11 protein-coding genes are annotated in these 12,678 nt (G+C 73.4%); 1 reads left to right on the plus strand and 10 read right to left on the minus strand.

The window, feature by feature from the left end; all coding sequences use genetic code 11:
• Positions 1-76: 76 nt before the first annotated feature.
• The 3 genes from metE to hflX all read right to left on the minus strand — a co-directional run bounded on the left by metE (position 77) and on the right by hflX (position 5,244).
• Positions 77-2,410, minus strand: coding sequence for a 5-methyltetrahydropteroyltriglutamate--homocysteine S-methyltransferase (metE, locus tag MTP13_RS15830; protein ID WP_243568625.1), 2,334 nt, complete (start codon positions 2,408-2,410; stop codon positions 77-79).
• A gap of 106 nt (positions 2,411-2,516) precedes the next feature.
• Positions 2,517-3,470, minus strand: a complete 954-nt coding sequence (locus tag MTP13_RS15835; protein WP_243568626.1) for a methylenetetrahydrofolate reductase — start codon at positions 3,468-3,470, stop codon at positions 2,517-2,519.
• Between the two features lie 247 nt (positions 3,471-3,717).
• The gene (gene hflX, locus MTP13_RS15840; RefSeq protein WP_243568627.1) at positions 3,718-5,244 is read right to left on the minus strand and encodes a GTPase HflX; all 1,527 of its coding nucleotides are present in this window, start codon (positions 5,242-5,244) and stop codon (positions 3,718-3,720) included.
• Positions 5,245-5,286: 42 nt separating this feature from the next.
• On the opposite strand from hflX, the gene MTP13_RS15845 reads away from it, so the two are divergent.
• Positions 5,287-5,901 carry a class I SAM-dependent methyltransferase gene (locus tag MTP13_RS15845; RefSeq protein ID WP_243568628.1) on the plus strand — a complete coding sequence of 205 codons (615 nt, stop codon included), beginning with the start codon at positions 5,287-5,289 and terminating at the stop codon, positions 5,899-5,901.
• Between the two features lie 43 nt (positions 5,902-5,944).
• Here MTP13_RS15845 and MTP13_RS15850 read toward each other — a convergent pair whose 3' ends face one another.
• The 7 genes from MTP13_RS15850 to recA all read right to left on the minus strand — a co-directional run bounded on the left by MTP13_RS15850 (position 5,945) and on the right by recA (position 12,599).
• Entirely contained in the window at positions 5,945-7,204 is a 1,260-nt protein-coding gene (locus MTP13_RS15850; RefSeq protein WP_243568629.1) for an MFS transporter, read from the minus strand.
• Entirely contained in the window at positions 7,201-8,082 is an 882-nt protein-coding gene (gene dapF, locus MTP13_RS15855; RefSeq protein WP_243568630.1) for a diaminopimelate epimerase, read from the minus strand. Before dapF ends, MTP13_RS15850 begins: the two co-directional genes overlap by 4 nt.
• A gap of 5 nt (positions 8,083-8,087) precedes the next feature.
• Positions 8,088-9,008 carry a tRNA (adenosine(37)-N6)-dimethylallyltransferase MiaA gene (miaA, locus tag MTP13_RS15860; RefSeq protein ID WP_243568631.1) on the minus strand — a complete coding sequence of 307 codons (921 nt, stop codon included), beginning with the start codon at positions 9,006-9,008 and terminating at the stop codon, positions 8,088-8,090.
• Position 9,009: 1 nt separating this feature from the next.
• A complete protein-coding gene (gene miaB / locus MTP13_RS15865) occupies positions 9,010-10,611 on the minus strand; it encodes a tRNA (N6-isopentenyl adenosine(37)-C2)-methylthiotransferase MiaB (protein WP_243568632.1) in 1,602 nt (533 codons plus the stop codon).
• Positions 10,612-10,623: 12 nt separating this feature from the next.
• On the minus strand, positions 10,624-11,250 hold the full coding sequence (locus MTP13_RS15870) for a regulatory protein RecX (protein ID WP_243568633.1): 627 nt from the start codon (positions 11,248-11,250) through the stop codon (positions 10,624-10,626).
• 49 nt (positions 11,251-11,299) lie between these two features.
• The gene (locus MTP13_RS18235; RefSeq protein WP_279399740.1) at positions 11,300-11,431 is read right to left on the minus strand and encodes a hypothetical protein; all 132 of its coding nucleotides are present in this window, start codon (positions 11,429-11,431) and stop codon (positions 11,300-11,302) included.
• A gap of 103 nt (positions 11,432-11,534) precedes the next feature.
• Entirely contained in the window at positions 11,535-12,599 is a 1,065-nt protein-coding gene (gene recA / locus MTP13_RS15875; protein WP_230766598.1) for a recombinase RecA, read from the minus strand.
• Positions 12,600-12,678 lie beyond the last annotated feature (79 nt).

Below are 12,678 nucleotides of genomic sequence, written 5' to 3' on the forward strand. Positions count from 1 at the left end.
CCAGACGCCAGGAACGGCCCGGGATGCCTCGCATCCCGGGCCGTTCCGCGTCCGCAGCCGCGGCGGGTCACGCCGCTCAGGCGCGGGCGAGCGACTCCCGCACCGAACGCGCCGCGCCGACGAGGTGGGCGAGCGAGGCGACGGTCTCGGCGTAGCCGCGCGTCTTCAGCCCGCAGTCCGGGTTCACCCAGAGCCGCGAGGCCGGCACCTCCGCGACCGCGCGCTCCAACAGCTCGCGCACCTCGTCCTCGCCGGGCACCCGGGGCGAGTGGATGTCGTACACGCCCGGACCCACCCCGTGGTCGAAGCCGCTGCGGCCGAGGTCCTCGACCACCTCCATGCGGCTGCGCGCGGCCTCGATGCTCGTGACGTCGGCATCCAGCCCCCGGATGGCGTCGATGACGACGCCGAACTCGGAGTAGCAGAGGTGCGTGTGCACCTGCGTCGCCGGTGCGGCCCCGCCCGTCGCGAGCCGGAACGCGCCGACCGACCAGTCGAGGTACGCGGGCTGGTCCGCACGGCGGAGCGGCAGCAGCTCACGGAGCGCGGGCTCGTCGACCTGGATGATCCGGATGCCGGCGGCCTCCAGGTCCGCGATCTCGTCGCGGAGGGCGAGGCCCACCTGACGCGCGGTGTCGCCGAGCGGCTGATCGTCGCGCACGAACGACCAGGCCAGGATCGTCACCGGCCCCGTCAGCATCCCCTTCAGGTGCCGCTCGGTGAGCGACTGGGCGTAGGCCGACCAGCCCACGGTCATCGGCGCGGGGCGGGAGACGTCGCCCCAGAGGATCGACGGACGCGTGCAGCGCGAACCGTAGGACTGCACCCAGCCGTGCTCGGTCACCGCGAAGCCGTCGAGCAGCTCGGCGAAGTACTGCACCATGTCGTTGCGCTCCGGCTCGCCGTGCACGAGCACGTCGAGGCCGAGCTCCTCCTGCAGCCGCACGACCCGCTCGATCTCCTGCTCGATGAGCGCGCGGTAGCCGGCCTCGTCGAGCTCGCCGCCCGCGAGCGCGGCCCGCGCCCGACGGAGCTCGCCCGTCTGCGGGAAGGAGCCGATCGTCGTCGTCGGCAGCTCGGGCAGCCCGAGGTCGAGCTGGGCCTCGACGCGCGCGTCGTAGGCGACGCGCGCGAAGTCCGCGTCCGAGAGGGCGGCGAGCCGCTCGCGGACCGCCGGCACCCGCACCCCGGGCGCGCCGGCGCGGTCGACGAGGGCGGCCGAGGCATCCGCGAGCTCCGACTCGATCGTGCGCCGGCCGTCCGCGAGCCCGCGCGCGAGCGTCGCGACCTGGGCGACCTTCTGGTCGGCGAAGGCGAGCCAGCTGGCGAGCCGCGGGTCGAGCCGCTGCTCGTCCGCGAGGTCGTGCGGCACGTGCTGGAGCGAGGTGGAGGTCGCGATCGCGAGCGACCCGGCGAGCCCGTCGAGCGCCGCGGCGCGATCGAAGGCCGCCGCGAGGTCGCCCCGCCAGATGTTCCGCCCGTCGACGACGCCCGCGACGAGCGTCTTGCCCGCCAGGCCGGCGCGGGTGGTGTCGTCGAGTCCGCTCGGGAGCTCGCCGCGCACGAGGTCGAGGCCGATCGCCTCGACGGGCGCCGCCGCGAGCACGTCCAGCCCCTCGCCGATGCCGCCGTACGGGGTGGCGATGAAGAGGGCCGGGCGCCGCGCGGCGGTCCCGAGCACGGCATAGGCTCGCGCCGCCGCCTCGCGGAGGCGGGCCGGGCTCTCGTCGAGGCTCTCGCTCGCGAGGGCCGGCTCGTCGAGCTGCACCCACGCGGCGCCCGCCTCGGCGAGACGTGCCAGAAGCTCGGCGTACACGGGGAGCAGCCGCTCCAGCGCGTCGAGCGGTCGGAAGCCCTCAGGCGCCTCCGCGGCCGGTTTCGCGAGCGCGAGGAGCGTCACCGGTCCGACGAGCACCGGGCGGGTCAGCACGCCCTCCCCGAGCGCCTCCGCGAAGCGCGTCACGAGCCGCTCAGGATGGGCGCCGAACGCCGTCTCCGGGCCGATCTCGGGCACGAGGTAGTGGTAGTTCGTGTCGAACCACTTCGTCATCTCGAGCGGCGGCTGCCCCGCCTCGCCGCGGGCGAGCGCGAACTCGCCGTCGACGTCGACGGAGCCGTCGGCCGTGCGGAGGTGCGCGAAGCGCTCGGGCACCGCGCCGACCGCGAGGGCGGTGTCGAGCACCTGATCGTACGCGGCGAAGGAGTCGGGGAGGGCCGAGTCGTCGCGGCCGAGCCCGAGCTCGATGAGCCGGGCGCGGGTCGCCGACCGCAGCTCGGCGGTCCGCCGCTCGAGCTCGGCGCGGTCGATGCGTCCGGCCCAGTAGGCCTCCACGGCGCGCTTCAGCTCGCGGCGGCGGCCGATCCGCGGGTAGCCGAGGATCGTGCCCGCGGGGAAGGCGGGTGCGGTCATGTGCTGGGTCCTTTCGTCGTGCTGCGGGGTCGACGAGGCACCGCGGGATCGCGGGTCGCCGGGGAGACCCGGGGCGGGATGCCTCGGGCCGGGTCTTCGTTCGGGCTCAGCCGTGCGTCGTGGCCGAGTGGATGCCGATCCGTTCGAGCACCGAGCGCACCGTCTCGTGCCGGTTGTAGGTGTAGAGGTGGAGGCCGGGCGCCCCGCCGGCGAGCACCGCGGCCGCGAGCGCCGCCGCGTGCGCCTCGCCGATCTCCGCGCGGCCCGCGGCGTCCGGTTCGATCTCGAGCGCGATCGCGAGCTCCGCGGGCGGTTCGACGCCCGTCAGCTCGGTGAGCCGGGCGAGGCGGGCCGGCGTCGTCACGGGCATGAGGCCGGGCAGGATCGGGATCGAGACCCCGGCCGCGCGCGCCCGCTCCACGAAGCCGAGGTAGTCCTCGGCGTGCCAGAACAGCTGGGTGATCGCGAGCGTCGCCCCGGCGACCTCCTTGGCGAGGAGGGCGTCGACGTCCTGGGCGAGGCCGCGCGAGCGCGGATGCCCCGTCGGGAAGGCGGCGACGGCGACGCGCTCGGGGCGCGGGCGGGCGCGGATCCGCCGGGCGCCGGGGGCGCCGGGCACTCCGGCCTGGCCGAAGGGCTCGCGCTCCTCCTGCACCCGGTGGATGAGCTGCACGAGTTCGGCGGCCGAGCCCAGGTCGCCGAGACCGGCGTCCGCGTCGCCGTCCTCCGGGGGGTCGCCGCGGAGCGCGAGGAAGCTCGTGATCCCCGCGTCGAGGAACTCCCGCACGATGCGGTTCGCCTCGGCGTGGGAGGAACCGACGCAGGTGAGGTGCGCCATCGGCTCGACGTGCGTCTGCTCGAGGATGTATCGGAGCACCGTGAGGGAGCGTCCGCGCGAGGAACCGCCGGCGCCGAACGTCACGGAGATGAACGCGGGGTCGACCTCGGCCAGCCGATCGATCGTGCGCCCGAGCGCGATCGCCGCGGCGTCGCTGCGCGGCGGGTACAGCTCGAAGGAGATCGGCGGACGGCCGGGACAGTCGCCTGCGGCTCCGGTCATGCTGGCTCCTCGACGGGATGCCGCATGGGCGGTGGCACGGCTTGCCGCGGCCACCGCCGCCGTGCGGCGGGTGGGTCTCGCGGGCGGGTGCCGGGCTCGGCGGTCGCTCCTGGCGGCGGGCATCCGGCCCGTCGCCGACGATCATGAGCGACGATACGCCGACGGCGCCGGGCGCGCAGGAGTATGACCGAGGATGACGCCGCGGGACGCCGGATGACCCGGCCTCCCGCGGCGGTGCGGCTCGGTTCTAGGCCGCGACCGGCGCCCGGAACTCGGCGAGCTGGCCCGCGAGTTCGGGCGAGACGAGCGCGCGCACCCGGGTGCCCTCCTCGACGTAGTCGAGCTCGAGCACGCGGGAGGTCTCGTGCAGCGCGGAGACGATGTCGCCGCGTTCGTAGGGCACGAGCAGCTCGACCTCGACGGCCGGGTCGGGCAGCATGCGCCCGATCGCCTCGAGCACGGCCTCGACGCCCTCGCCGGTGCGCGCGGACACGAACACGGCATCGGGCTCAAGGCCCTGCAGCACGAGGCGGTCCTCGGCGGTGACGAGATCGGCCTTGTTGAACACGACGAGCTCGGGCACGTCGCGTGCGCCGACCTCGCCGATGACGTCGCGCACGGTGGCGATCTGCCCGGCCGGGTCGGGGTGCGCTGCGTCGACGACGTGCACGATGAGGTCGGCGTCGCCGACCTCCTCGAGCGTCGAGCGGAACGCCTCGACGAGCTGGTGCGGCAGGTTGCGCACGAAGCCGACCGTGTCGGCGATCGTGTACACGCGGCCGTCGGCCGTCGTGTTGCGCCGCACGGTCGCGTCGAGCGTCGCGAAGAGCGCGTTCTCCACGAGCACGCCCGCGCCGGTGATGCGGTTCAAGAGGCTCGACTTGCCGGCGTTCGTGTAGCCCGCGATCGCAACGGACGGCACCGCGTTGCGCTTGCGGTTGGCCCGCTTCGCCTCGCGGGCCGGCTTCATGCCGACGATCTGCTTGCGGAGCTTCGCCATGCGGGAGTGGATGCGCCGCCGGTCGAGTTCGAGCTTCGTCTCACCGGGGCCGCGGCTGCCCATGCCGGCGCCGGCGCCGCCGACCTGGCCACCGGCCTGGCGCGACATCGACTCGCCCCAGCCGCGGAGCCGGGGAAGCAGGTACTCGAGCTGCGCGAGCTCGACCTGGGCCTTGCCCTCCCGGCTCTTCGCGTGCTGGCTGAAGATGTCGAGGATGACGGCCGTGCGGTCGATCACCTTGACCTTCACCGCGTCCTCCAGCGCGCGGCGCTGGCTCGGTGCGAGCTCGGTGTCGGCGATGACGGTGTCGGCGCCGAGGGAGGCGACGATGTGGCGCAGCTCCTCGACCTTGCCGCGGCCGAGGTAGGTGGCGGGGTCGGGGTGCGGGCGGCGCTGCAGTACGCCGTCGAGCACCCGGGCTCCCGCGGTCTCGGCGAGGGCGGAGAGTTCGCGCAGCGAGGTCTCCGCGTCGTCGAGCGAGCCCTGCGAGTAGACGCCGATGAGCACGACGTTCTCGAGTCGGAGCTGGCGGTACTCGACCTCGGTGACGTCTTCGAGCTCGGTCGATAGCCCGCTCACGCGGCGGAGCGCTGCACGCTCCTCGCGGTCGAGCTGTTCGCCGTCGCTGGACTGCCACGGCGAGGCATCCGCGCCGTCCTTCTGGATGGCTGCGGCGGCCTCGGCACCGAACCGGGCGATGCCGGCGCGCGTGTCGGCCGAGCGCAGCACGCGCTCGACGGCGTCGTCGGGGTGCTGTTCTGGGGCTTCGTTCATCGTGTCCAGCCTACTTCTCCCTCGTGCGATAGGTTCCCCTGTATGTCTCAGGAGCACTACTTCTCGTCCAAGCCCGCGTCGGAGGACGCGCTGCGCACCGTCCGGGTGCGCCTGGCGGGGCGTGAACTCGAGCTGCTCACCGCCGCCGGGGTGTTCAGCCCCGAGCACGTCGACCACGGCACCCGTGTGCTGCTCGACCACGCCCCCGAGCCGCCCGCCGACGGGCAGCTGCTCGACCTCGGCTGCGGTTGGGGGCCGATGGCGCTGACGCTCGCGCTGCGCTCCCCCGATGCGACGGTCTGGGCCGTCGACGTGAACGAACGGGCACTCGACCTCGTGCGACGCAACGCCGCGCGGCTCGGGCTCACGAATGTCAACGCCGTGCTGCCCGAGGATGTTCCCGGCGACCTGGCGTTCCGCGCGATCTGGTCCAACCCGCCGATCCGCATCGGCAAGCCGCAGCTGCACGAACTGCTCACGACGTGGCTGCCCCGCCTCGAGGCCGACCGCTCGGCCTGGCTCGTCGTGCAGAAGAATCTCGGCGCCGACTCGCTGCAGCGCTGGCTCGGCGAGACGCTGCCGAGCGGCACGGCGGTCGAGCGGCACGCCACCGACAAGGGCTTCCGCCTCATCGAGGTGCGCTCGCCCGACGCGTGACGCGTACGCGGCGCGCGCCGCGCTCGGCGCACGGCGCTCGCGATCAGTCCGCCGCGCCCGTGCGCGCCGCACGGATCGCCGCCGTGCTCGTGAGCACGAGGAATCCGCTCGTCGCGACCAGCACCGCGAGCAGCGGCGCGGTCCACGCGCCGGTCGACTCGTGCAGGGCGCCGAGCACGGGCGGCGCGGTCGCGGCGAGCAGGTAGCCGCCGGCCTGCACGAGCGCGGACATCTGCGTCGTCTCCCGGTCGGTGCGCGTGAACCGCACGACCGAGGCGATGATGACGACGAAGCCGCCGCCCTGCGCGACGCCGCCGGTGACGGTCCAGAGCAGGTACGCGTCCGGCGCGAGCAGCAGCCCGAGCGGCAGGCTCATCCAGAGCACGCCGACGATCGCGGGCTGCAGCCAGACGGGGCGCGCGCGGCCGAGGAACGGCACGCCGAGCGCGCCCACGACGGCGGCCAGCTGGAACAGCGAGGAGACGTTGCCCGCGGCGATCGCGTCGAGGCCGTGCTCGTCGCCGTACAGGCTCGGCAGCCAGGCGCTCAGGCCGTAGTACGAGAACGACTGCGTGGCGAAGGCCGCGGCGAGCAGCCAGGTCATGCTGTTGCGCCACGCGGATCGCTCCCCCGGGATCACGCCGGTCGGTCCGGTGACCGCCTGCATCGAGCCGGTGACCGCGAGCGCCTCCGCCGCCCTCGCCTCCCGGCTCTCCGCGACCGTGCGGCGCAGGTGCACGCCCCACACCGCGAGCGCGACGAGGATGAGCACGCCCCAGACGGCGGTGGCCCACTGCCAGCCGATCTGCTCGGCGAGCGGCGCGGTGGCGGCGATGGTGAGCATCGAGCCGACGTTCATCATGGCCGAGTACACGCCGGTGACGAGCTGCGCCCGCGCCGGTGGCACGTCGCGCCGGATGACGACTGGCACGACGACGTTGCCGATCGCGATGGCGATGCCGATCACGATGGTGCCGACGAAGGCGGCCGTCGTCGTACCGCCGGACCGGATGATCGTGCCGATCAACGTGCCGATGAGCGCGATCGCGACGGCGCGCTCGGCACCGGTCAGCCGGATCGTCCAGGCGGCGACGGGCGTGCCGAGCGCGAAGCAGAGCACCGGCAGGCTGGTCAGCAGCCCCGCGGTGGTCGGCGTGATGCCGAGGCTCTGCTCGATATCCCCGATGACCGGCGAGATCGTGACGAGCGGCCCGCGGAAGTTCAGCGCGACGAGCGAAATGCCGACGAGCAGCAGCCAGGGGAAGGCGGAGCGCGCGGACTCTCGGCGGTCGGCCCCGCTCATGCGAGCGCGAGCACGCCGTCGTAGACGAGCTCGGCCGGGCCGGAGAGCGAGACGTGCTCGCCGTCGGGGGCGTTCACCATGCGGACGCCGAGCACCCCGCCGGGCACCTGGACGCGCCAGGCGTCAGGCGCGCCCGCGCCCGCCCAGTGCCGCACGGCGAGCGCCGAGGCGACCGCGCCCGTGCCGCAGGACAGAGTCTCGCCCGAGCCGCGCTCGTGCACGCGCATGCGGATGCGGCCGACGCCGTCCTCGACGAGCGGGTCGGCCGGCACCACGAACTCGACGTTCGCACCGGCCTCGGGCTCCGGGTCGAGCACGGGCAGGTAGCCGAGGTCGAGGCCCTCGAGCTCGGCCTCGTCGGCGAGGGCGACGACGACGTGCGGGTTGCCGACGTCGATGCCGAGGCCGGGCCGCGCGACGGGCAGGTTCTTCGCGCGCACGAGCGGCTCGCCGCCGGCGAGCCGCCACACGCCGAGGTCGGCCTGGTAGCCGCTGCCGGCCCGGCGCACGTGCCGCACGCCGGCGCGGGTGCCGATGACGAGCTCGCCGCCGTCGGGCAGCTCGGCGAGGCCCTGGTCGAGCAGGTACGCGGCGTAGACGCGGATGCCGTTGCCGCACATCTCCGAGACGGAGCCGTCGGCGTTCCAGTAGTCCATGAACCAGACGGCCGCGGCGTCCTCGGCGAGGGCATCGGCCCCGGCCGCGAGGTTGCTGCTGCGGACCGCGCGGATGACGCCGTCGGCGCCGACGCCGAAGCGCCGGTCGCAGACCGCGCGGATCTGTTCGGGGGTCAGTTCGAGGTCGCCCTCGGGATCCGCGAAGAGCACGAAATCGTTGCCGGTGCCCTGCCCCTTGGTGAACCTGAGATCGAACGACATGCGCTTCAGTCTAGGGCGGCGAGCCGGTCGAGCTCCGCGGCGCGGGCGTCGTCGTCGAGGGGGTCGAGCACGACCGCTTCGCGGTACCGCTTGAACCAGCCCACCTGGCGTCTCGCGTACACCCGGGTGAGCTGCTGGGTCTCGACGATCGCCTCGGCCCGCGGCATCCGGCCCTGCAGCTCGGCCAGGGCCTGCGCGTAGCCGATCGCCTTGCGCGCGGTCACCCCGCGCTCCAGTCCCAGCGGCAGGAGACCCGCCACCTCGTCGACGAGCCCGTCGCGCCACATCTGCTCGACCCGCTCGTCGAGCCGAGCGACGAGCGCGGCCCGGTCGCTGCGGAGGTGCACGATGCGGTGCGGGCGCCACGGCACCGGCTCCTCGGGAAGGCGCGCCGCCTTGGGTTCGCCGGTCACCTCGATGACCTCGAGCGCTCGCACGATGCGCCGGCCGTTCTGCGCGTCGACGCCTGCGGCGGTCTCGGCGTCGATCTCGCGCAGTCGCGCGTGCAGGAGTCCAGGCCCCCGCTCGGAGAGCTCGGCCTCGAGTCGCGCGCGCACCGCCGGGTCGGTGCCGGGGAAGCGGAAGTCGTGGATGACGCTCGAGACGTACAGGCCGGAGCCGCCGACGAGCACCGCGACACCCCCGTCGGCGGTGATCCGCTCGACGGCGGCGCGCGCATCGCGCTGGTACGCGGCGACGGAGGCCTCCGCGGTCACCTCGAGCACGTCGAGGAGGTGGTGCGGGATGCCTCGGCGCGCCGCGACGGGCAGCTTCGCCGTGCCGATGTCCATGCCGCGGTAGAGCTGCATGGCGTCGGCGTTCACGATCTCGGCCTGCCGGCCGGTGCGCGCGACCGCCTCGGCGAGGTCGAGCGCGAAGTCCGACTTGCCGGTGCCGGTGGCACCGACGACCGCGACGAGGGTCACCTCAGCGCTGACCGTCGGTGGGATCGTAGATCGGCATGGTGCCGACGCCCGGCGAGACGAGCGGCTCGCGCGCCACGCGGACCGACGGCAGTCCGAGCGAGACCGGACCTGGCGCTCCGGCGGCGCCGCCGTCGGCCGGCACGCCGCAGCTCTCGGCCTGCGCGCGGTCCCAGGCGTCGCCGGCGCGGGTGCGACGGACCGCGAGCGGCGCCCCGTCGGGCGAGTCGGCGATGAGGTGGAACGGCGCCGCCTGCGAGATGACGACGGTGACGACGTCGCCCGGCCGCGGGATCTCGGAGCCCTCCGGCACCTCGAAGTGCACGAGCCGGCTGTCTTCGGCACGGCCCGAGAGCCGATGCGTCTCGGCGTCCTTCTTGCCCTCGCCGGTCGCGACGAGCACCTCGGCGGTGCGGCCGATGAGTCGCTGGTTCTCTTCCCAGGAGATGCGCTCCTGGAGGGCGATGAGCCGCTCGTAGCGCTCCTGCACGACCTCCTTCGGCACCTGCTCCTCCATCGTGGCGGCGGGGGTGCCCGGGCGGATGGAGTACTGGAAGGTGAAGGCGGAGGCGAAGCGGGCGGCTTCGACGACGCGAAGGGTCTCCTGGAAGTCCTCCTCGGTCTCGCCCGGGAAGCCGACGATGATGTCGGTGGAGATCGCCGCGTTCGGGATCTTGGCGCGCACCCGGTCGAGGATGCCGAGGAAGCGTTCGGAGCGGTAGGAGCGCCGCATGGCCTTGAGGATGCGGTCGGAGCCCGACTGCAACGGCATGTGCAGCTGCGGCATGACGTTCGGTGTCTCGGCCATGGCGTCGATGACGTCGTCGGTGAAGGCGGCGGGATGCGGGCTCGTGAAGCGGATGCGCTCGAGCCCGTCGATCTTGCCTGCGGCGCGGAGGAGCTTGCCGAACGCCTGCCGGTCGCCGAACTCGACGCCGTAGGAGTTGACGTTCTGCCCGAGCAGCGTGACCTCGATGGCGCCGTCGTCGACGAGCGCCTGCACCTCGGCGAGGATCTCGCCCGGCCGGCGATCCTTCTCCTTGCCGCGGAGCGCGGGCACGATGCAGAAGGTGCAGGTGTTGTTGCAGCCGACCGAGATGGACACCCAGCCGCTGTAGGTCGAGTCGCGCTTCGTCGGCAGCGTCGAGGGGAAGACCTCGAGCGCGTCGAGGATCTCGAGCTGCGCCTCGTCGTTGTGACGGGCCCGTTCGAGCAGGCTCGGCAGGGCGCCCATGTTGTGCGTGCCGAAGACGACGTCGACCCACGGCGCCTTCTCGAGGATGACGTTCTTGTCCTTCTGCGCGAGGCAGCCGCCCACGGCGATCTGCATGCCCTCGTGGCGGCGCTTCACGCCGGCGAGGTGCCCGAGGTTGCCGTAGAGCTTGTTGTCGGCGTTCTCTCGCACCGCGCAGGTGTTGATGACGACCACGTCGGCCTCGGCGCCGTTGGCGGGGACGTAGCCGGCGGCCTCGAGAGAGCCCGACAGCCGCTCGGAGTCGTGCACGTTCATCTGACAGCCGAAGGTGCGCACCTCGTAGGTGCGCGGGGCGGACTCTGCCTGGGCGGGGACGGCCTCGCCCGGCGAGACCTCGTGAAGCGTGCTCATGATCGCACCAGTCTACGAGCGTTCGCGAGGCAGCGCCGTCGCCACCGCCTCCCGCACGACGTCGCCCGGATACCCCCGCCTGGCGAGGAATGCCGAGAGCCGGCGCTCGGCGACCGCACGGTCGAGCCCGCCGAGCTGCCGTGCCCGACGTTCGGCGACCGCGATGGCGTTCGTGAGCTCGACCTCGGGGTCGAGCTCACCGACGGCCTCTCGGGCGACGCCGACGTCGACGCCGCGCCGTCCGAGCTCCGCGAGGATCGCCCCGCTCCCCCGGCCGCGGCGTTCACCGTGACTGTGCACGAGCTGCTCGGCGAGCCGGGCGTCGTCGAGGTAACCGAGCCGCTCGTAGCGCTCGATCCAGTCTTCGACCTCGATGTCGTCGAGGCCGTGCTCGACCAGCACGGCCCGGACCTCGGCGACCGACAACGCCGAACGCCGGAGCCGGCCGACCACGATTCGATCGATGCGCTCGTCGCGTTCGGGACCCGGCTCGTCGACCTCGACGGGCTCGTCGGCCCGAGGCCGGTGCCCGCCCCTGGATCGCGATCGGTCGGCCCGCGGCCCACCGCGCCGACCGGCGGCATCCTCACCGCTGGCGGCTCCGGCGAACGTCGCCTCGTCGGCGGGCTCGGACGTCACCGCGATGAGGTGCGACCACTCGCTGCCCCGAGGCGGTCGCGCCTCGGAGTCACGCGAGCGGGAGCGGCTCGATCGCGAGGCCGACGTGCGCGACGCGCTCGGTGGCGATGCTGCCGGCCGTGCCGAGGTCGACCCCGACTCGCCCTGGCGCGGGCTCGGCTCGACACCGGGCACCGCCCACGGCAGATACGCGACGGGCGCGAGCCGCTCGGACTCGGCCGGCTGACCGACCTCGTCCGAGCGCTCGCGCCCACCACCCGGCTCGTGCCGACGGACCATGGGACTCAGGCGCCCCGGCGCTTCGCGTCGATCGACTCGACGTTGCCGCCCGTCTCGGCTGCCTGCTGCCCCTGCTTGCCGATGCCGAGCTTCACGAGGATCTTCTGCTCGATGTCGGCGGCGATGTCGGGGTTCTGCAGGAGGAAGTTGCGCGCATTCTCCTTGCCCTGGCCGAGCTGGTCGCCGTCGTAGGTGTACCACGCACCCGACTTCTTCACGATGGCCTGGTCGACGCCGTAGTCGATGAGCGAGCCCTCGCGGGAGATGCCGACGCCGTACAGGATGTCGAACTCGGCCTGCTTGAACGGCGGGGCCATCTTGTTCTTGACGACCTTGACGCGGGTGCGGTTGCCGACCGCCTCGGTGCCGTCTTTCAGGGTCTCGATGCGACGGATGTCGAGGCGCACCGAGGCGTAGAACTTCAGCGCCTTGCCGCCGGCGGTCGTCTCGGGCGAACCGAAGAACACGCCGATCTTCTCGCGGAGCTGGTTGATGAAGATCATCGTGGTGTTCGTCTGGTTGAGCCCACCGGTCAGCTTGCGGAGCGCCTGCGACATGAGGCGGGCCTGGAGACCGACGTGCGAGTCGCCCATCTCGCCCTCGATCTCGGCGCGGGGCACGAGCGCCGCGACGGAGTCGATGACGACGAGGTCGATGGAGCCCGAGCGGACGAGCATGTCGGCGATCTCGAGCGCCTGCTCGCCCGTGTCGGGCTGCGAGACGAGGAGCGAGTCGATGTCGACGCCCAGCTTCTTGGCGTAGTCGGGGTCGAGCGCGTGCTCGGCGTCGACGAAGGCGGCGATGCCGCCGGCGCGCTGCACGTTGGCGATGGCGTGCAGGGTGAGCGTGGTCTTTCCCGAGGATTCCGGGCCGTAGATCTCGATGATGCGGCCGCGGGGCAGGCCGCCGACGCCGAGCGCGACGTCGAGGGCGATGGAACCGGTGGGGATGACCTCGACCGGGGCGCGCTCTTCACTGCCGAGGCGCATGACGGAGCCCTTGCCGAACTGGCGGTCGATCTGGGCGAGGGCGGTTTCGAGGGCTTTCTCGCGGTCTGCGGGAGAGGGCATGAGGTGGGCTCCTTCTGAGTCGGTCGGCTGCCTCTAGGCTGTCGCGCCTCGAGCGGGGCCGTGACCCCGCCCGCCTTGC

The sequence above is a fragment of the Agromyces soli genome (assembly GCF_022811605.1).
In the GTDB taxonomy this organism is placed as follows: domain Bacteria; phylum Actinomycetota; class Actinomycetes; order Actinomycetales; family Microbacteriaceae; genus Agromyces; species Agromyces soli.